We start from the raw sequence: 22,167 nt of genomic DNA, 5'->3' as shown, positions 1-22,167 counted from the left end.
AGTTGAACTATATGAATTCGGACCTACCCACGAGTAACTTGTCCCTCCCGATGATGTCAGGCTTAATGTTTTACCTACACAAACCGGACTATTGGAACCTATTGTTGGCGTTGGTAAGGCATTGATTACCACCGAGGTTGTTGCCGTTGCACTACAGCCATTTGCATTTGTTACCGTTACTGTGTAAATCCCTGTTGCAGCAGCAGTTACATTCGTAATACTTGGATTCTGAACAGTTGAACTATATGAATTCGGACCTATCCACGAGTAACTTGTCCCTCCCGATGATGTCAGACTTAATGTTTTACCTACACAAACCGGACTATTGGAACCTATTGTTGGGGTTGGTAAGGCATTGATTACCACCGAGGTTGTTGCCGTTGCACTACAGCCATTCCCATTTGTTACAGTTACTGTGTAAATTCCTGTTGCAGCAGCAGTTACATTCGTAATACTTGGATTCTGAACAGTTGAATTATATGAATTCGGACCTACCCATGAATATGAAGTACCTCCTGATGATGTCAAGTTTAATGTCTTGCCCATGCATACCGGGCTATTTGAATTTGCTGTGGCAGAAGGGGCTGGATTAACGTTAACTGTAACCTGTTTAATAGCTGAACATACTTTTGAACCCGCAACAATCCATTCTGCAAAATTGAGGGTAGTTTCTGCGCTTACAGTATTGACACCGTTTAAGAAAATATATCTGACTTCATTACCCACAACATTTGGTGCAGGTGTAGCACTAATCACACCATTGCCAGCATCATTTATTATATTACTCTGATAAACCATCGAGCCGTTCTTCCATATCTGCATCACACCACCTTTAGCTCTGTCAGTACAACAATCATTTCTTGCATCAATACTTAATGAGGTAATCAGATAGTCTCCACCTAAAGTATAACCAATACCCCAATCCTGACCGTTAGTAGTTCTTGTGGCATGGAAAGTATCACCGCCTGTGTTATCTACACCATCAAATAAATTCTGTGGTCCTGCATAAGAAGCTGAGGAATTTATATAGCTAAAGTTAGCAGAATTAAAGATCGATTGATCTCTTACAATATTAGTATAACTACTATTAGTTGCGTAGGCTGTTACAGCATAAGTTGTTGTTGTTGTGGGGCTAACATTAATACCTGCAGTTGTTTCACCTGTACTCCATATATAGCTATCTCCGCCACTTGCTGTTAAAGTAGTTGACTGCCCAACACAAATAGTAGTTGTACCAGAAATATCTGGTGATGGCGCAGGATTAACCGTTACGCTTGCTGTTGCCGTTGCTGAACAACCTTGTGCAGAAATAACTGTAACTGTATATATACCTGCCATCGCAGTAGTTGTATTGGCTCTGGTAGGATTCTGAGTAGTAGAGCTAAAACCCGCAGGGCCAGACCAGCTATAAGTATTTCCGCCACTTGCTGCTAAAACGATTGTGCTACCTGCACATTCTACATCTCCTGTTGCACTTGCTGTTGGGGTAGCATTGACTGTAGCTGTTACTGTTGTACGGGATGAACTTACACAACTGTTTACAGTACAGGTTACAAAATAAGAAGTAGTTGCACTGATACTTGGTGTAGTATAAGTGGTTCCTGTAGCCAGACTTGAAGTGGCTGTTGAAGAAGCATACCAGGTTACAGTTCCGCTACACCCTGATGTACCTAAGCTTACAGTTCCCGTTCCGCATCTGCTTCCATTTACTGCTGTTGGTGCAGATGGTAAGGTTGTTACTATTACCTGCGTAGTGGCTGTAGCTGTACAACCATTCGCATCTGTAACCGTTACGGTATAGGTAGTAGTAGAAGTAGGACTCACTGTTTTAGAAGCACCGCTACCAAGGCCATTACTCCATGAGTAAGTATAAGGACTATTCCCACCAGAAGCACTGGCTGATATAGTCGTACTATTACCATTACAAATACTCTGATTAGCTGAAGGTGTAACCGTAATTATCGGAACAGTTAATGTGGTTTCAGTACCATCAAAAGAACAATCAGAGTTAGCTAAATTGGAAAGTGAAGTACCTACTGTAATTTTATACTTTCTTCCATTCATTGCCGCTGTGATAGTTGGCAAGGTGTAAGAAACAGTATATGAACCAGACGAAAAGGTAGCTGTTGTACCATTAGTCAAATCAGACCAGGTAGTTCCGCCATCTGTACTTTCCTGCCATTTATAATAAGTATATTGCGCATTACCATCGGTTACCGTTGCTGAAATAGTTTGACCTGTGGTACCAATACATTTTTTTATACTAGCACTTTGAGCGATAGTTGGCAAACACTGGGTAATCGTGATGTCATCAATAACCCAGTCATTCCCTTGCCCACCGGTTGCATTATTCCTGATACTAAAGGTTGAAGTAGTAGAATTACCAGTAGTAAAGGTAAAACCTACCTGCTGCCAACCGGTTGCTGTTATATCTCCGGTAGAATATTTACCAATTCCATCAACAAGGAAGGTCAAATTAGGTTTAATAGTACAACCCGATGTATTAGCCGCAGGGCAGATATTGTATATCCATAAACTATATTCATATCTTGTATTCGGGCACAGGTTTGTTACTGTTCTTTCAATTACTATATCAGGGTTATAAGAAGCATTGACAATCATCATATACCCGTTTACATCTCCTACGGTATGGTCTTGTGTTAAGATATCCCACGTTGTAAAGATATTTCCTCCTGCTGCTGAGCCATTATAATCTGTTGAATTTGCGATTGCATAGTTACCATCATTCGGTGAGTCACTACCTATAGGCGCATAGCTATATTGAGACTCGCCTTGGCCCAAAGGAGGACCATTCTGAGAACTACCTGAACCAAAATCACCACCCGGAAACAGGTTTGAACTTTTTGGGGTAGTACAAAGACCTGGCGGACAAGGCGTTCCGCTATTACCGACGGTTATTTTTCTTTCACTATAACAAAGTGGATTACCTCCTCTTGAAACTACCACATAATAGGTGCCCTGTGATAAATTTGTAATAGTATTAGCAGGAGAAAGAGAAGAAACTTTTACATAACTACGGCTCGTTGAAGAGATCCAGGAAACATCATCTGTTCCTAAAACATTTTGCAAAACAATTTTACCATCAGTAGCCGAACAAGATGTTGCAGAGGTAGGTGTAGCACCTGTAAAATAAGAACTATTTGAAGAAATAAGAACCGCTGAAATTGTTCTACAAACTATCTTTGAAGTTTTATCTCTGATGAATATAGTATAATACCCTACACCTAACCCTGAATAAGTCTTTTCTGAATTATACCAGGTAATCCCATCCATACTACTTTCATAATAAGGCCCTGCTCCATACTCTGTTACAAAGATATATCCATCAGTTCCAGTACAAGAGGTTGGGTTGGTAGGTTGAACAGCGACGGGTGTTGTACATATAGAGGCACAGCTACTATTAATTACCATTCGTGTGGTAGCAGTAGCAGTACAACCATTGGCAGCAGTAACAGTTAATGTATAAACACCAGCCATCGCACTGGTGGCAGTATTGACTAAAGGGGATTGTTCACTGCTACTAAAACCATTAGGACCACTCCATGAATAACTTTCTGCACCAGTACCATCACCTATCAATTTAAAGGTAGTACCTAAACAATGTGTACCAGTATTAGAAGCGGTTGCTGTTGGAGGAGTTAAAACTGTTACTGTCAGACCTGTACGGTTGGTACTAACACAACCATTCACTGTACAAGCAGCATAATAAGTAGTTGTTGAACCAACCGCAAGACTTGGTGTAGTATAATTTCCGGTTGCTAGACTTGAACCACCTGTGGCAGCAGCATACCAGTTAATAGTTCCAGCACAATTGTCTGCTGAAATAGTAACTGAACCAGCTCCACAACGGCTTACAGGGCTTGTAGTAGGTGCCGCAGGTACCGGTTTAATAATCGCATCAGCTGATCCTCTGGTAGTGCTTGTACATCCATTGATAGTACAACTGACATAATAAGTAGTGGTATTTAAAAGACTCGGCGTAGTATAGCTCGCACCAGTTGCCAGGCTGGTTGAAGTTGTGGCATTGGCATACCAGGTATAAGTACCTCCTGTACAACCTGTAGCAGATATGGTTACGGTACCAGATCCACAACGGCTATTATCACTACCTGTTGGAGCAGCAGGGATTGGTTTAACCAATACACTTGCTGTTGCAGAAGCTGAGCAACCGGCTGCATTGGTTACTGTGACAGTATATAAACCCGACATCGCTGTTGTTCCATTAGCAATGGTAGGATTCTGTAAATTAGACGTAAAACCATTCGGGCCTGACCAACTATAGGAGACGCCTCCACTAGCACCTAAAACGATGGTGGATCCTTCACATTCATTATCTCCGGTTGTAGTAATGGTTGGCAATGCGTTAATAGTGGCAGTAGCTGCTGCTCTTGTACTCACACAACCATAAGTACATTCAACATAATAAGTCGTAGTACTTGAAATGCTTGGTGTAGTGAAAGAACTTCCGGTGCCTAATGAAGTCCCACCGGTAGAGGCTGCATACCATGCATAAGTACCAGCACAACTATTGGCTGAAAGTGTTACTGTACCTGTACCACAACGGCTCCCGTTCACTGCGTTTGGTGCCGCAGGTGGGGTAGTAACAATTGCATTGATAGTACCCCTCGTATCGCTTACGCATCCATTTAGTGTACAGCTTACATAATAACTTGTTGTAGTCGAAATACTTGGGGTAGTATAGGTTGCTCCAGTAACTAAGCTGGTTGAGGTAGTGGCATTGGCATACCAGGTATACGTCCCACTGCAACCTGTAGCAGCCAATGTTACAGTTCCTGCACCGCAACGAGCCACATCACTACCACCCGGCGCACCTGGAATTGGTTTCACTAATACACTGGCTGTGGCAGTAGCTGTACATCCTGCTGCGTTAGTTACAGTTACTGTATAAAGACCCGACATTCCGGTTGTTCCGTTGGCGATAGTCGGGTTTTGTAAATTCGATGTAAAACCATTTGGTCCTGCCCAGTTATAAGAAGTACCACCGGTTGAAGCTAAAACAATTGTAGAGCCCTCACACTCAATATCACCTGTAGCCGTAGCTGTCGGGTTAGCATTCACAGTGGCAGTAACTGCCGATCTACTGCTTAAACAGCCAAAGTTACACTCTACATAGTAAGTAGTTGTTGTAGAAATACTTGGCGTATTAAAGGTACTCCCCGAACTAATTGAAGAACCACCAGTAGCCGCTGTATACCAGGCATAAGTTCCTGAACAGCCACTCGCTGAAAGACTTACAGAACCAGTTCCACAACGAGACCCATTCACAACATTTGGTGCAGAAGGTGGTGATGTAACAATTGCTGCTATCGACCGTCTGTCCTGGCTTACACAATTATTTACCGTACAACTTACATAATACGTAGTAGTACTTGAAATACTCGGTGTTGTATAAGTTGCTCCAGTGGCTAAACTTGTAGAGGTTGTACTATTAGCATACCAAGTGTATGTGCCACTGCATCCAGTAGCTGTCAGACTAACGGTTCCGGTTCCGCAACGAACTACATCTGAACCTGTAGGAGCTGACGGAATCGCAGTTACTAAAACACTTGCTGTAGCAGTAGCACTACAATCAGATGCATTGATTACAGTTACTGTATATATACCCGACATAGTTGTTATTCCATTGGGAATAGTCGGGTTTTGTAAATTAGAAGTAAAGCCGTTTGGCCCTGCCCATGAATAAGAAGTGCCACCCGTTGCTCCTAAAATTACGGTTGAGCCTTCACATTCGGTATCTCCAACGGCAGTTGGTGTTGGGGTAGCATTTACAGTGGCTGTGGCCGAGGTGCGGCTGCTTGTACATGAACCGATATTACACTCTACATAGTAAGTAGTATTGCTTGAGATGCTTGGAGTTATAAAACTACTGCCTGTTCCTATAGCAGTCCCTCCTGTAGAAACATTATACCATTTATACGTTCCAGAACAATTGCTTGCTGTAAGTGTCACTGTTCCCGTACCACAACGAGTTGCACCAGTCGCACTTGGTGTAGTGGCGGAAGAAACAGTAACTGAGGTAGTTGCCGTATAAGTACCACTACAACCACTAAATGTGACGGATAAGGTATAAGTACCCGACATAGCTGTGGTGGCACTGGTTCTGCTCGGGTTTTGTGATGTAGAAGTGAAACTTCCGGGGCCAGTCCATTTATAAGTAGCAGCAGTTGGGCTGGTAGTACCTGTCAGATTAAGGGTTTGCCCTACACAGATAGGTTCGTTACTATCTGGTGTTACGGTAGGTGTAGTTGATGGTAAAGTGATACTCGCACTGGCAGTAGTGCCTTCAGTATCCTTAATAGTGATTGTATAAGTACCTGCTACAAGGCCTGCAAATACATTACTGGTCTGATATGCCCCACTGCCTAACTTGTATTGATAGGTGGCAGTAGTTAATGAGGCCGAAGTAAAAGGTCTGATAGCATCTGCTGGTATAACTTCAGAAGGGGCAGTTGTTGATTGCCCCGGTTTTGCCCATCCAACTGATACGTGGTCATTTCCTCCACCCTCTTTATAGAGAGCCTCTATGTAATAGAGTTCACCAGCAACCAGACTAATAGCTACTGACTTTTGTGAAGAAGACTTATTCCACTCTCTCACACCAGTATAGCTTGTTTGAGAAGCTATTTTGACTTTGTTAGTAGCACTTTCACTGGTACTTAACCAAAGTTCACTGGCATCATCTGATGCAATCCAGAAATAATAAGTACCTGTAACCTCAGGAGCTAAATAACCCAGGATACGAGCGCCGAAATTATCTGCTATATTTGCCGGAGCTTCAATTGAAGTTAATGTAGTAGTATAAGAAGGGCTATTCGGATAGTTACTATTACTTATCAAATTTGATACAGCAGACCCACTAATATTGAGCCAGGCCTGGGCTGTAATAGTACCTGTTCCGAGTACACCCCCACTTCCGGTTACGGTGATAGTTCCGTTACTTGTACCACATGAAGGATTTGTTTTCGCCAATGTAAGGCTAAGGGCAGCATTTGCAAAGCTTTTAGGAACTTCTATGCCAGACGATCGAAGCGTATTTTTATTAAAAAACCTCTCACCTTCTGCATAGATTCTGTTTTCATTGCCTGTTTTGCTGACTAATGAAGCTATTTCAATAGGTTGATCTGACAGACTAGTATTGCTATTTGAATTAGCCGAAAGTAGTGGTTGATTTAAGGGAGATGAAATAGTATTTTGAGCAAGGACAGAAGAAAACAAACTCAAAAAGAGGCAGACACTCAAGCCTATGGCACACTTATAATTAACATAAGTCTGCCAAAAGAGGCTTCTCTTTAAATCAATGAATTTAGGAGAGCAATAGGTATGTTCTATTACAATGGACACCTAATTTTTTTAAATCTTCTTTTTTGAGTTGGGTATATTGAAAGGCTAATCGAAAACGCTTAGTTTACCTTTATTACTTATAATTAAGCAAGTACCATGCCATTAAGGCCAAATTCTTATCAAACGGATACATTTAAAATCATAACTAACTGATAATCAATGACAAAAATTTCACCACTTGCGCAAGTACCAGAAGAAATAACATAGAAAATTCAGGAAGGAGAAGGCAGAAAAATTCATAGAAATTTAACAGAAAAACCACCTCTTTTTCTGTTATTCTTATTCGAAGGAAATCTTATTTTTTCAATAAATCCCAGAGAGCGCTAAACGTAAAATAGCCTTTTCCGGTAGTGAGTGTAGAGCGGGAAAAGGAGAATCCGAATTGCTTGATACGAAGATTAGCCCCGAATGAGAAACCACCTGCCCCACCCAAAGAGCTAACTGTTAATTCCTGATGACGAAGCTGATTGTAACCAGCCAACAAGTGGAAATTTTTATGAATCAGAATCTCGGTACCAACCACAAAATGGCTTAGCACCTTGTTGGCTGCAGAGATTTCTTTTCGTACTTTATTACCCTGACTATCAAAGGTATAGTTCAAAGCAGGGTCGTTATAAGCTATATCAAAGGCATACAAATGATGCGCTGTGATTGAGAATCTCACAGGCATATGTGCAGGCTTAAAAGACGCTCCAATCTGTAAATCAAAAGGTATATCAGGTTTTATATTTCCATAACTTTTCACAACAAAACCTATATTCTTAGCCACAATTCCAAAGTTTAAATCGTATTTGGGGTGCTTGAATGTCCCTCCCCAATCAGTCAGTATTGCTATCGAGTTATATGACTCTAAGATGGAACCCACTAATTTAGCAGTAATCCCAAAAGAGATGTAATTGATTCTCCTCGCATGGGTAATTCCCAATGAAAAATCATTAGCCGAAAACTCTCCTGTAGGGTTACCCACTGCATCAGTTCCTTGGAACGTACCATAGTTCAGATTCTGCAAACTAATGCCCCATTGACTTTGCTCTGCTGCATTTTTAAAATTAGGAGCATAATTGAGTACAAAAAAATTACTCTGTGCCAGATAAGGAGAATAGTTTATTCCCAGTTGTCCTCGTTGAGAAGAATCCAATAAAGCCGGATTGGCAGTATGTAGATTAATATCTTTATCAAAAAGTGAAGCATTTACACCACCTAAAGCATTCAATCTGGCATTATTCGAAAGTGTTAGAAAGGAAAAACTGTTCTGCCCGTTTACCTCAGTGCTCAAAAAGCAAAAAGCTGAAGCAATGATTATGGATAGAAATGATTTAAAAAACGAGGTAGCCGATTTTGAGACCCAGGGCCAAATGGAATAAATTGTATGTTGCGTCTTTGTACCCAAGCCCTGAATTGCTGAATAAGCCATCGTTATAATAATCAGTAAATATGTTCATATCGCCTTGCAGATTCTCATTAGGGTCATGATGATTCACAATAGCCCGCTTGATGCCTGCACCCACATAAAAATCAAATACAAAGTTGGTGTTTTTTTTCAATTCATTACGAATTCTCAGCTGATATCCGATTTTTGCACTAATACCTATGACGTGCTTGTTTATAGGATAATTCACTTCTTCAAAATAATTACAACCTCCGCCCTCACATTCTCGCCCAATCATTCTTTCAGCTCTGTCGTTAATTTGTTTGTAAAATAACTCGTAGGCCACATATTTACCATTAAATGCGTTTTTATACTTCCTTACTTCTATTTTTGCCCGTATATTCTCTCTGAATCCACTTCTGGTGGTACCCAAAACATTAGTCCAGAAATTTCCGGCAGCTGTTCCATACCCAAATTCTTCTGATAATGTCCACCTATTACCACCCAGCCGATGCTCGGCCGCAAACTGAAAGGTGTTATCAATATCAAACATAGCCAGCGGAGCTATTTTAATGGCAAGATGCTTCTTTCCGAGGGTATCCTGTGCTGATACATGACTTGAAAACAATATAACGAACAGCAAACTCAGTGTGGTATATCTCATGATTCTATCGGGATTTTGCTCAGCAGTTTCAGTTCATTCTGTTCATTATAGCTATATTGGTAAATACCCTGTTTACCAGTAATAATCAGCACATTGGCATCAGGAATAACATCAAAAGCAGTAAAATCCTGAAAGGTTTTGATGAGCTTTAAATCATTAGGATTGGTTTTGTCAAAAACCTTTAGTCCATAATCGCCCTCAGTGACAAACAAAAGATTTCCATCTACACCCAAACCATGCGGATTCTGCATCGGATAAATTTTTACCAATTGAGGACTTTGCAAGTTTCTTATATCAACCACATCTAAAGAGTTCAGTCCCCGATTGCAGTTCGTGCCGCTACGAAGAGTTACATAGGCGTAGTTTCCCTCTGCTACCACAGGATCACAAGAAGCTATATGCGAATAAGTGGCCACTTTTTCAGGTGATTCGGGGTTGCTTATGCTAAAAATAAACATCCCGGTTTGTGTACCTATGAGCAAGTGTCCCTCAAAAGGAAAGATTGTTTCAACAACGGTATTCAAAGCTACACGTTTGATAAAGACAGGATTTTGAGGCTCAGAAATCCTGAAAACCTTTAATGATTGATTATCAACAATATACAGATAATCATTGGCAATGGTAAAGCGAGCCATAGAACCTCCCTTACCCACATTGGCAGCACTGTCTTTAGAAATACTATCACCTTTACAGGCATAAACCAATGCCATCATTAATGAGATATAAATAATTCTTTTGAGAGCTTTCATGCCTTATCTGCTACATTTAGGGTTGGTTAATTCTACATATTCCCAAGCTTTTACATATCCCTTGCCAGGGTCAACGCATTCGAATCTACCTCTTTCAAGTGGATAGCTAGGATAAGGAAACGCTTTTTCAACACGTTTCAGCACCTTTATATTATTCGGATCAGAAATATCAATCGTTACCAAATCATCTCCATTATCGGCATATAGAATATTGCCTTTGATAGAAATATCTTTATTGACAGGAATGGAAAGAAAGACAAGAGGTTTGGGATTGGTTTTATCCGAATTATCAAAAATATGTACGCCATCCCCTGACTCGTTGATGTAGAGATATTTGCCTTTGGTGTAGATTTTTCCAGGACTTGTGAGCCCTCGTGCTTTTTGTAGCTCTATTTTGCGAAGAACCGCATAATCGGTATAAATGGGTCTATACCCCATTACCTTTTCATTAGCTGCTTTATCTTCGTCGGTAACGCAGTTATTCAAGAGGGCGATTATTGCCAGAAAGTAAAGTTTTTTCATAGCGTTGTGGTTTAAAAGATATACAAATCTCTTACCTACTATGACAACAATCGCCCTCGAATGGTTGGAAAAAATTTAGTTTTTTTTCAGGTATGCTATAACTGATTTTCTAATATCGTTCCGCGCATCACCATCCGGAAAAGAATCAGTTACAGAAATAATATCAGGGTTGGTTTTCACGAAGAAATCAAGATTACGTTCTTTACCAGTCAATAAAAAATCACTTGTTACCACCTTATATTCCTGATTTACATCAAGTAGTTTTCCATTGATTTTCCACTCTTTTTTGGCTCCATCATAACTGATTTTGTCCCATTGAAGATAACCTCCGCTTCCTTTATTTTGCAATCCCGTTTCTAAGATTCGTTCCAGCAGACGTCCACGCATTTTTACTTCTATTACTTTACCACCAAATGGCAAAACTCTCAGCACATCCAACTGTGTCATTTTCCCAGATACAATATCATCAATTCTGATAGAGCCGCCGTTGAAAAACGCACAATCGGTTGCCTCAGGGGTTGCTGCCGTCATGGCTTTAGCTATCATGCCACCCATAGCGCATTGTTGATTTCTGACAGTTGCCTCATGCCCATCCAGTGGCTCTTTAAGGTCAGCTATTACCTCATTTTTGTTGATGCCAATGGCTTTGAAACTGGCATCGGCAATGTCTTCCCATTTTTTTACAACTACCGCTGCTTCAGCATTGTCTGCTATTGCATTATCAATTCTTCGTAGTTCTGATTTTACTGTTGCCTGTTTCGTTGCTTTATTATAAGAAATTCTATGGATATAGGCTGTTTTTGCATTGGCATCGGCCTTGGCCATAATCACATTGCCTATTTTCTCTTGCATATTCTCGTGGTCATGTCCACCCATAATCAACGTAAGTCCTGGAATCATCTTGGCCAATTCGATATCATCCACTTTGTTGATATGTGTCAATCCTACTACAAAATCGCACTGTGGTTTCAGCTCATTATACGCTTTTTTAGCCGATTCAAAGAAATCATCATACCAAACATAATCTTTAGGATTCGACGGCAATACGATTCCAAACATACCCATTTTCACTTCTTCACCTTTGGCATTTTTAAAGGTAAAAATCTGGGTTTTCGGGAACGGCACTTTCTTACCATTTACTACCTTACCAAAAGGCACCAGATTGCCATTTATTTTTTCTGAGGCATTGGTATTCAGCCAGTTAAATTTCGATTCGTTGATGCGTTCCTGTAAATCTTTCTCATCTAAATCAAATTCATGATTACCAAAACATACCCAGTCTACTCCTATGGCATTCATCACATCAACCATTTGGCGACCTTTGATTCCTTTACCTTCATAACGTAAAGTGCCAGTCACTGATGGACTTAGGAAATCTCCTGAAAGTACCGTAAGTGTATTCGGGTTTTCTTTTATTAATTCCTGACGAACAGTAGCTACCCGCGCCATTCCCCCTATTTTCCCGTTATCCAGAGGTGAAATTTCGTAGACATCATTGAGATGTAAAAAGGTGACTGCTACTTCATCTTGGCTGCTTTTGCTCACTTTAGAAGTACGGCAAGCTCCCAATACTAAGGTTACGGAAAGGAAAAGGAGAAGTTTTTTCATTGAATTAACAAATGATAAATGACTAATAGGTTATAAATCTGTACAAATAAAAAAACGCTTATAAAGTTACAAAACTTCATAAGCGTTTCAAATGTATATAAAAAGCCGTATTTACACTAATGCTTCTTTCAAATGCTTCGGTGTCACCCAGTCAGGCTTGGTGGTTCTGATATTAGCCTTCAAATCATTTAAAATAGTATAAAGCCCGAAATAAGTCCGATTAACATACAAACCATGTTGCGAGCCACGCGCCGAATTACCGTTTTTCAATTCAGGCATTTTAGAAATATAATCTAAGAACTGATAGATTTCATCCACATAGCCTGCTTTACCAAAATCAAAAGTATGAGAATCGAACGGTCGACCTAACAAGCGAATCATCTGCTTGAATATATCGGTAAAGAAAGCCTGATCCTTAGGTGAATCTTCTTTCAACAAAAAGTCCAGATCCCAGAAAATTTTCTGAATTTTCTCTTCATCATTCAAGGTATCAGGATTCATCAAGGCAAAATAGTTCTGATAATAATCTTCAGGAATTACCTTAATACAACCAAAATCTAATACGCCCAAATTACCTTCGGGTGTCATCAGAAAATTACCCGGATGTGGATCTGCATGCACTTTGCGAAGGGTATGCATCTGATAATCATAGAAATCCCAAAGCGCCTGCCCTATCTGGTTACGGATATCCTGCGAAGGGTTCGTATCCAAAAACTCTTTCAGGTGCATGCCATCAATCCAATCCATCGTCAGGATTCGGTTGGATGAAAACTCAGGATAATATTTTGGAAAAAACAAGTGAGGGATATGCGAACAAGCCTCTGTAATTTCGACAGAACGTTTTAATTCTAAATCATAGTTTGACTCTTCTAATAAGCGTTCTTCTACTTCCTTAAAATATCTATCTATTTCAGCATCGTTCAGATTCAATAATTGCACAGCCAAAGGGCGAGCCATTTTCAAATCAGAACTGATACTCTCAGCTACACCCGGGTACTGGATTTTTACTGCTAGTTTTTTTCCATTTTTATAAGCCACGTGAACCTGACCAATTGAAGCAGCATTCTCTGCCTTTAAGTCAAATTGAGCAAACATTTCAGAAGGGGATTTCCCAAAATATTGTTTAAAAGTTTTAATGACTAAAGGAGACGATAAAGGAGGTGCCGAATATTGCGACATCGAAAATTTATCAGTATAAGCCCTTGGCAGCAGATTTTTATCCATGCTCATCATTTGGGCTACTTTCAGGGCACTGCCTTTCAGGTTGCTTAAAGTCTCATATACATCAGCGGCATTGTCTTTGTGTAACTCCTCCTTACTTAAAGATGGATCTAGTATCTTCTTACTATAATGTTTAATATAGTTGCCCCCTACTTTCACCCCAGCCTTCACAAATTGCGTGGCTCTGGCTACTTTAGAGGTAGGTATTTTATCTTGTGAGTTCATGTGTCTATTGAGTGAATGAGTGATTGTGTGATTTAGTGATTAGAGAATTTAGCTGACCATTAAACTATACTCAGTTTGCTAGTTTAATAATTATAAATATTCACTCAATCACTCATTCACTAAATCACGCAATTCTTATCTTCTGTTCTGAAATAAAAACTTGCCTAAATCAAACAATGAATCTAAAGGCGAGCGGCCTAATAAATCGAACGCCGTATTAACCGATTTCTCAATCATGGTATCGGTTTTTTCAAAGGCTTTGCTGGTATCGTTTACCCAGAAATCCAGAATGAACAAGGTTTTAGCCCAGAATAGATCAGGATAACGTTGTGTCAATTGCGGAATCGGGCGTTGCTCTATTTCTTTAGTCTCACGGGCTTCCAATACCAATTCATTTATATAATCGTAAAAGGCTACTTTGAAGTCAGTCAGTTGAGGATTACGCTTAGTGTAGATAGGCTTTTGAAAGCCTTCATACGATTTCAGTATGAAACTTCTGTTCTGCTTCAACACTTCAATCCATGTATAGAAGAAAGCCAATACTTTTTCTCGCACTGAATAATCGGTATATACTTCTTCGTTCTGAGCTGAGGTAATGGTTTCTGAAAAGAAGCCTTTCCAAATCTCACTTTCTATCTGCGGAAACGAAGTATATTCTTCATAAAAAGCTGCCTCTTTTATTTTCAGTTTCTTACAAAACGCATAGATAGATTCTGGTTGCGTACCCTTTTCCAGAATATGCTCAATATAAGCTTGTTTGATTTTATCTTTAGTCATTGATTTTGAATGCAAATAGTCCATTGTAGTTTCAGAAGAATCTTGATAATACAACAGAAGTAGTGTTATATACCATCAACAAAGTGTCAGAGATATTTGTTTCTTTTACGCCCAGCATTTCTGCATATTTTTCACCCAGCAAAAACCTCGATTGCGCCTGTAATAAATCACCCGTCCATTCATTCGGGCTAATGCCTCTGACAGCCTGCATCAGCGAATCTGTCAATGCCTGACTTTCAGCCGATTGCCTAAATTGTCTGGCAACAATCATCCGCTCCAGTTTGATGGCTTCCAGGTCGTTAGCAGGTAATAATTCTTCATCAATTCCCAGTAAAAAGCCAACCACATTCCAGATATGTAGATAGGCTCTTTGATAAGTATTGTCAACAGAATACCCTAATTTTCGCATACCCCGCAAAACTACCAGCGAAAAAGCCAGATTAGTGCCCAACATATCTTCCTGATTAATCGGATATCCCCAGTCCATATTCCATTTCTGGCTATGCAGGGTAAAATATCTGATAGCAGCGTGCATCAATCTTACTTTTGTACAAATGGCAAATATTTTATCGTCCTCCCAGTTATCATAACTCATCACAGCTTTCATAAAATTACCTGTTTCCACCAAGCGGTTATAGGTATCTTTCCGAATCCTTTCCGAGAGATATAATACTCTGGCACCATCAGCGCCCAGGTAGCAATAAGGTAAAGCATATAGCCCAAGAATCAATCCAATGATTTGTTGATTCTCCTGATAAAAATCCGTGGCACGAATCAGTTCTTTTTTATTAAAGAAATCGGGCAGAGAAGAATGAGTCTTTAAGAAATCCTGTAATAATTGAGGTTGATTCTGAAAATCAAGTTTCTTGAAATCGCCCAGAAAAGGCATCAAAGAACGTAGAAAGCCTATACCTTCTTTCGCGATCAATTGCTCAATCAGCGCATCTGCTTCTGCATCTCCTACTGATCGGTAATATGTTAATTGATTTATCTTCATTGCAACACTTGTGTTTATATAAACGTCTTATTTACAAGAATAGTTTATTACCATTAGTGTAGAAAATTTCCTCAGTTCATTAAAAAAAACAAAGAAGTGAACAGTTTTGATAAGCTTATGACTAATTTTACAGCGAATCAGTAATTGAAGCATTAAATTTCTATTATACCGAATTTCTGCATGATATTTGCTTTATCAATTCGATTGATTATTATAATTCTTTGCGCATGCCCTCTTATAAGTTGCTATATATTTTACTCCTATTATCTATTGTTTTTACTTCGTCTTGTAAACACGGCCTTGATGTATTAGCCAGAACAGGTGAAGGAAAAACACCAGAAGTAGAATTATGTTTGCTAAAAAATGCAAACCACGGGTATGGTATCGTGTATAATCTCACCTATGATACAAAAAAATTAGTAACTGGCATAGACGGTTTTGCTGATTTTGATAAGCTCACTTACGAAAATGGCCTACCCGTAAGAGCTGAAAGCTCTAAGGACAAAACTTATTACATCTCATTTCAATATGATGCCAAAGGAGGATTATCACTCATTAATTTTGTGGGGAAAGATAGTGGAGGAAAACTCTTCGAATTTAAGAGCAATGCGTATGTGAATAGTAATAAGCAAGTTGAAAAAATCAATTTATTACTACCAACTTTTGAAGAGGTTCTTGAGACCACCATTGCCTACGACAAAGCAGGAAATGTAACAAAAATAAGCGTAATGAAGGATGGGAAAGCCAAAACCCTACTAGAAAACCTCAGTTTTGATGATAAAAATTCTCCATACCTGGGCGCATCTCTGTCTAATGTCATGCTTTATTTCGCGATATTTTCAGCACGCATTGGTCACGAAAATACTACTTATTTTATCAATAAAAATAATGTAACTTCTGCCAGAATTTACACTGACAATGGAGATATTACGGTCTCGTATCAATACGAATATAACGACAAAAAATTTCCGACTTCATGCAAAGTTACACGTAAGTCAAATGGGAAAAATGAAAACTATCAGGAGAGTTTTTCTTATAACTGTCCGAAGTAAAAAAATATCTGCAAATAAAATCACAAGAGTAAGCCTCTGACAATCAACCCTTTAAGATAAAACTTAAAAACTTATCAAATTTTAGCCGATAGAGTTCGACAAAAAGTCGTACCTTTGTATCCCGTAATCAAAGATATTAAGACACCATGTCAATGAGCGGGCAACCCCGAAATCCGAAGTATATTTTCGTTACGGGCGGCGTAACTTCATCACTAGGAAAAGGCATTATCGCCTCTTCATTAGCCAAACTCCTCCAAGCAAGAGGCTTATCCGTAACTATCCAAAAGTTTGATCCCTACATCAACGTAGACCCTGGCACTCTTAATCCATACGAGCATGGCGAATGCTATGTAACAGATGACGGTGCCGAAACCGACCTTGATTTAGGCCACTACGAGCGTTTCTTAAATGTTCCTACTTCTCAAGCCAATAATGTAACTACCGGACGCATCTATTATAATGTAATTATGAAAGAGCGTAAGGGTAATTATCTAGGCAGAACTGTGCAGGTAATCCCGCATATCACCGATGAAATCAAAAGAAATATTCTTCAGTTAGGAGAAACTGGCAATTTTGATATTATCATCACTGAGCTGGGTGGTTGCGTGGGCGACATCGAATCGCTTCCTTATGTAGAAGCTGTACGTCAGTTAAAATGGGATTTAGGTTCAGATAATCTATTGGTTATTCACCTGACTCTGGTACCTTATCTGCAATCAGCGGGAGAATTAAAAACCAAACCGACGCAACACTCAGTTAAAATGTTGCAGGAATCGGGTGTTCAGCCTGATATTATCGTTTGCCGTACAGAACACCCACTTCCAAACGATATTCGTAGAAAAATAGCACTTTTCTGTAATGTAGAGCAAAACTCTGTCATTGAGGCCATGGACGCTGAAACGATTTATGATGTGCCTTTGTTGATGCAGAAAGAAAAACTCGACCAGAGAGTATTATATATGCTAGATATCTACAACGATCAGGATGCCGACATGGATGCATGGAAAGGTTTTTTAGGTAGATACAAAAATCCTGTTGAGGAAGTGCGTATAGGTTTAGTAGGCAAATATGTTGAGTTAAAAGATGCCTATAAATCAATTGCTGAATCGTTTATCCATGCCGGAGCAGCCAACGAATGTAAGGTAATCATTGAATGGATTCACTCGGAAAGTCTGACACCAGACAATATTGCAGAGAAATTTGATGGATTAGACGGTGTATTAGTAGCCCCTGGATTTGGTGAAAGAGGAATTGAAGGAAAAATAGCTGCAGTACGCTATGTGAGAGAAAACAATATTCCATTTTTTGGTATCTGTTTAGGTATGCAAATGGCCTGTATTGAGTTTGCCAGAAACGTAATCGGTATGCCAGAGGCACACTCAACGGAAATGGCGCCAGATACGCAATTCCCAGTAATTGATTTGATGGAAGACCAGAAGAATGTAACAGATAAAGGTGGTACCATGCGTTTAGGTGCTTATGCTTGTAAAGTAAAAGACAAGACATTGGCCAGAAAAATCTATGGCAAAGCTAATATAAGTGAGCGTCATCGCCATCGTTGGGAGTTCAACAACAAGTATCTGAAAAACTATGAAGCAGCTGGTATGATTGTTTCAGGTGTTAACCCGGATACCGGATTGGTAGAAATAGTTGAATTACCAAGCCACCCATATTTCATTGGCGTACAGTTCCACCCTGAATTAAAAAGTACAGTAATGAACCCTCACCCACTCTTTGTTCATTTCGTGAAAGCAGCCATTGAATATGCTTCAAGCAAGAAGCTGGTTTTGAACTAAGTAGAGATGTCAGTAAATCTTTGAGTAACAAGCTCTTAGAGAAAGCCTAATAATTAGGAATTATTATGAATCTTTGCGACTTTTGTAAGGCAATTTAAAAGCTGCGAAGAGTATTTTTTTACGAATTATAAATTTTTAATGGAAAAGTTAATAGACAAAAACCAAATAATTGGTATTGTATTGTTGTTGGCAATGTGGGCAGGATATATGTATTTTATGCCTTCAACTCCCCCTCAAGAGCAAAAACCAGCGATTCCGGCAGAGGCAACAAAAGTAGCACCTAAAAGTAATCCTGTTACAGATACGACTGCAATCAAAGCTGCATTTGGCGATTTTGCCTCAGCAGCTGTTGGAACAGCACAGGATCTGGTAGTTGAAAATCAGGATGCCAAGTATATTTTTAGCACACAGGGAGGTAGCTTAAAAGAAGTTATCCTGAAAAATTATTCGACCTACGAGGATTTTAAAGGAGGCACTAAAAAGCCAATGACTCTTTTTGATAGCAAAACTTCAACCATGAATCTTGAAGTTCAGACGAATAAAGGAAAGATTGACTTAAAGAAACTTTATTATACCACTGCGAACCAATCAACTGTTGTAAAAGCCGGAGACTCTACGAAAGTAATATTCAAATTAGCTTTAGCAGACAACCAGACTGTAGAGCAGATATATACAATTAAAGGCTCAGGTTACATTGTTGATTATGACATTAAACTGACTGGTTTAGATGGTGTCGTTCAGGGCGAAAATGCCCGTTTATACTGGCAGGATAACCTGAAAGTATTAGAACACGACATTAACGAAAACCGTAAATCGGCTCAAATCAACTATTGGGATGCTAAATCTGATGATTTCGATGATATAGGCTCTAATAAAGTAGGCAATGATGAAATAAGTCTGGTAGATCCAGTTCAATGGTTCTCGTTCAAGCAGAAATATTTTATCACAGGATTCGTAGCGAAGAATCAGCCGATGGTTAATCCTAAGTTTAAACTGACCACGCCTGAAACAAACCCAAATGTAGTAAAGACTGCTGAAGTAGAAACCGCTCTGCCTTTGACAGATTTAAAAGGAGGCAAAGGTAATTACCGCTTCTATTTCGGGCCGAATGATTATGCTTCTGTTAAAACTGTAACTACGGGTTTCCACAGAAACGTATATTTAGGATACGACTTCGTAAAACCTATCAACCGTTATGTTTTTGTACCTTTATTTAACTTAGCTGAAAACCTTATCAGCAATTATGGGTTATTGATTATAGTGGTAGTATTGGTGATTAAAACAGCCCTTACGCCATTAATCTATCGCTCTTACATGAGTTCGGCTAAAATGCGTATTCTGGCACCTGAATTAAATGAAATTCGTGCTAAAGTGGGCGACGATCAGGTGAAAATGCAACAAGAGCAAATGAAGTTATACCAACAGGTAGGTGTGAACCCTTTAAGTGGTTGTTTACCTATGCTATTGCAGATGCCAATTCTGATGTCGGTATTCTTCTTGTTTCCGAATATGATTATGTTCCGTCAGAAGAACTTCTTGTGGGCTTCTGACCTTTCAACATACGATTATCCGATTAGTTGGGCTACTAATCTCCCGATTGTAGGTAATCACATTAGTTTGTTTGTGGTATTAATGACCCTTTCAAGTTTGGCATTTACTTACTACAACAACCAGATTACTCCAGACCAGCCGGGTCCTGTTGACATGAAGAAATTAAGCTACGTATTCCCGATAGTTTTCTTCTTCGTCTTGAATAGTTTCCCTGCGGCTTTGAGTTTTTATTATCTAGTATCAAACGTTATCACAATTGCACAACAACAAATTGTGCGTCGTTTCGTTGATGAAGATAAAATTCGGGGGATTCTGATGGAAAATAAGAAAAAATACCATGCAAATCCTCAGGCAGCAAAAAAAGGTAAATTTGCTCAGTTTATGGAGAATCAGGTGAAAATGGCAGAGGAGTCTCGCAAACAACAAGAGGAATTGAAAAAGAAACAACAACAGAATAAGAAGAAATAATTTTTTTCGTTGAGTGTGAGGTATATTGAGCCTCACACTCAATTCATATAAATCCCTTGAACCGATACCTATGAGAAGAACAAAAAATTTATTCATTTTTTTATTCCTATCATATTCTGCTATAGCGCAACAGCAGCCAGGCCTTAGCGATAACGACTATTTGCTACGATACAAGAAAGCTGTGCAATTTTATGCCGACCAGAAGTATATCGAAGCAAGAGAAATACTTTTACCCCTTACCCATAAAAGATACGAGAACTCCATCTCTCCCTACGCACATTATTACTATGCTTTAGCTTCTTTTAAGCTCAATAAGTTTTATGATGCCGGTACTAATCTGAAGCAACTTTTCGAACGTTTTCCGGATTGGAGAAAAATAGAAGATGCTACTTATTTATATGCAAACATAGCTTTTGCCGAAAATAAGCCAGATGAAGCACTACAATATCTTAACCGCATTACTTCTAAAGCATGGCGGCAAGAAATTGAAAACATGGAGTATATCTATCTGAGCAAAATCAAAGAGTTACATCGCTTAAAACAACTCTACCAGAAATCGCCTGATAATCCGGTTTTGGCCCAATTAATAGTTGATAATATTCAGGGGAGTAAAAATGCCACCAGAGAAGATTTAGAATTATCAGACCAGTTAACGAATCAGTTTAACCTGGGAGGTAATTCTGATAAGAAATCTTCAAAAAAACAGAAAAAGGAAGACGATAATGCCATTAATGTAGCAGTTATGCTCCCATTCCGTCTGTTCGAGTTTGATCCTAATAGAACCAATCGTGCCAACCAATATATTTATGATTTATATGCAGGTATGAAACAGGCACAGGAAAAACTAGCTTCTGAGCAAATCAGTGTTAATTTATATGCTTTTGACATAGAGCGAGATGTAAAGCATATAAATGATGTTGTAGGTAATCGTGCTTTTGATAAAGTAGATTTAATTATTGGTCCTCTTTACCCAGAAGTAAACAAAGTTGCAAATAATTTTGTCAAATCTAATGATGCGATTCAGGTACATCCATTGTCGAATAATCGCCAGTTGGTAAGTAATGATAAAAACGCCTTTTTAGCCTCTCCTTCTTTCGAAACTCAGGCAGCCAAGGCAATTGAATATATTGTTAATGAGAAATCGGGGCGCACAGTAACTATCTATTATGGCAACACCCGTAAGGACTCTGCTTTTGCTTACATCTATCGGGATAGAGCTATGGAAAAAGGGTTGAACGTATTAGCTATAAAAAAATACACCAATGCTGATGATATTGATACTAAACGTAAACCTGACCATATTTTTATTGCAGGTAGTGAGCAAACCTTTGGGCCGAAAATTATCAGTGCATTAGATAAAAAACGAATTAACTCACCCATTATAGCAGCCTCTTCTGCCTTTGATTTTGAGGGTTCTTCTCTCAATATTTTTAACAGAGATTTATACCTGATTCAGTTAGATTATATGGACAGAGATAAAGAAGAAGTGAAGAATTTTAGAAGTGCCTATATAAGTAGCCAGAATATTGCACCTTCATATTATAGTTATTGGGGTTATGATATGCTATTGTTCTACGGCAGAATGCTGAAATCAGGCAGAAACAAACTTCGGGGTAATTTAGATTCTATTGAACACACCCAAGGCTATACACTGGATGGTTTTGACTATACGAATCGCTCAAACGAAAATCAGATTGTACCTATTATCAAGTATCAGGATGGTAAGTTTATTGAAGTAGCCAGATAAAAGACAGATAAGATAATAATAAAACGAAAGAGGTGCCG

13 protein-coding genes are annotated in these 22,167 nt (G+C 39.2%); 4 read left to right on the top strand and 9 right to left on the bottom strand.

Features of this window, described 5'->3' with window-relative positions; translation table 11 throughout:
* From ACYVFA_RS23680 to ACYVFA_RS23640, 9 genes are all read right to left on the bottom strand, one after another.
* Nucleotides 1-7,281 (bottom strand): Ig-like domain-containing protein (locus tag ACYVFA_RS23680; RefSeq protein WP_460474346.1); only part of this gene is annotated, 7,281 nt, incomplete at its 3' end.
* Nucleotides 7,282-7,678: 397 nt separating this feature from the next.
* On the bottom strand, nt 7,679-8,797 hold the full coding sequence (gene porQ, locus ACYVFA_RS23675) for a type IX secretion system protein PorQ (protein ID WP_460474345.1): 1,119 nt from the start codon (nt 8,795-8,797) through the stop codon (nt 7,679-7,681).
* A complete protein-coding gene (locus tag ACYVFA_RS23670; RefSeq protein ID WP_460474344.1) occupies nt 8,700-9,416 on the bottom strand; it encodes a hypothetical protein in 717 nt (238 codons plus the stop codon). Before ACYVFA_RS23670 ends, porQ begins: the two co-directional genes overlap by 98 nt.
* On the bottom strand, nt 9,413-10,165 hold the full coding sequence (locus ACYVFA_RS23665; RefSeq protein ID WP_460474343.1) for an LVIVD repeat-containing protein: 753 nt from the start codon (nt 10,163-10,165) through the stop codon (nt 9,413-9,415). The genes ACYVFA_RS23670 and ACYVFA_RS23665 overlap by 4 nt, the downstream gene beginning before the upstream one ends.
* A gap of 3 nt (nt 10,166-10,168) precedes the next feature.
* On the bottom strand, nt 10,169-10,687 hold the full coding sequence (locus ACYVFA_RS23660; RefSeq protein WP_460474342.1) for an LVIVD repeat-containing protein: 519 nt from the start codon (nt 10,685-10,687) through the stop codon (nt 10,169-10,171).
* Nucleotides 10,688-10,762: 75 nt separating this feature from the next.
* Entirely contained in the window at nt 10,763-12,295 is a 1,533-nt protein-coding gene (locus ACYVFA_RS23655; RefSeq protein ID WP_460474341.1) for a bifunctional metallophosphatase/5'-nucleotidase, read from the bottom strand.
* A gap of 111 nt (nt 12,296-12,406) precedes the next feature.
* Complete coding sequence (locus tag ACYVFA_RS23650; RefSeq protein WP_460474340.1) at nt 12,407-13,741, bottom strand: ABC1 kinase family protein; 1,335 nt, start codon at nt 13,739-13,741, stop codon at nt 12,407-12,409.
* Between the two features lie 135 nt (nt 13,742-13,876).
* The gene (locus ACYVFA_RS23645; RefSeq protein WP_460474339.1) at nt 13,877-14,518 is read right to left on the bottom strand and encodes a TetR/AcrR family transcriptional regulator; all 642 of its coding nucleotides are present in this window, start codon (nt 14,516-14,518) and stop codon (nt 13,877-13,879) included.
* Nucleotides 14,519-14,549: 31 nt separating this feature from the next.
* Entirely contained in the window at nt 14,550-15,515 is a 966-nt protein-coding gene (locus tag ACYVFA_RS23640) for an oxygenase MpaB family protein (protein WP_460474338.1), read from the bottom strand.
* Between the two features lie 227 nt (nt 15,516-15,742).
* On the opposite strand from ACYVFA_RS23640, the gene ACYVFA_RS23635 reads away from it, so the two are divergent.
* From ACYVFA_RS23635 to ACYVFA_RS23620, 4 genes are all read left to right on the top strand, one after another.
* Nucleotides 15,743-16,567 (top strand): hypothetical protein, encoded by an 825-nt coding sequence (locus ACYVFA_RS23635; protein WP_460474337.1) that lies wholly within the window; start codon nt 15,743-15,745, stop codon nt 16,565-16,567.
* 146 nt (nt 16,568-16,713) lie between these two features.
* Nucleotides 16,714-18,363, top strand: a complete 1,650-nt coding sequence (locus ACYVFA_RS23630) for a CTP synthase (RefSeq protein ID WP_460474336.1) — start codon at nt 16,714-16,716, stop codon at nt 18,361-18,363.
* A gap of 138 nt (nt 18,364-18,501) precedes the next feature.
* Entirely contained in the window at nt 18,502-20,382 is a 1,881-nt protein-coding gene (gene yidC / locus ACYVFA_RS23625) for a membrane protein insertase YidC (protein ID WP_460474335.1), read from the top strand.
* 70 nt (nt 20,383-20,452) lie between these two features.
* Nucleotides 20,453-22,129, top strand: a complete 1,677-nt coding sequence (locus ACYVFA_RS23620) for a hypothetical protein (RefSeq protein WP_460474334.1) — start codon at nt 20,453-20,455, stop codon at nt 22,127-22,129.
* Nucleotides 22,130-22,167 lie beyond the last annotated feature (38 nt).

The sequence above is a fragment of the Emticicia fontis genome (assembly GCF_054779675.1).
The sequence above is the reverse complement of the archived record's forward strand: the minus strand, read 5'-3'. Positions and strand labels throughout refer to the sequence as shown.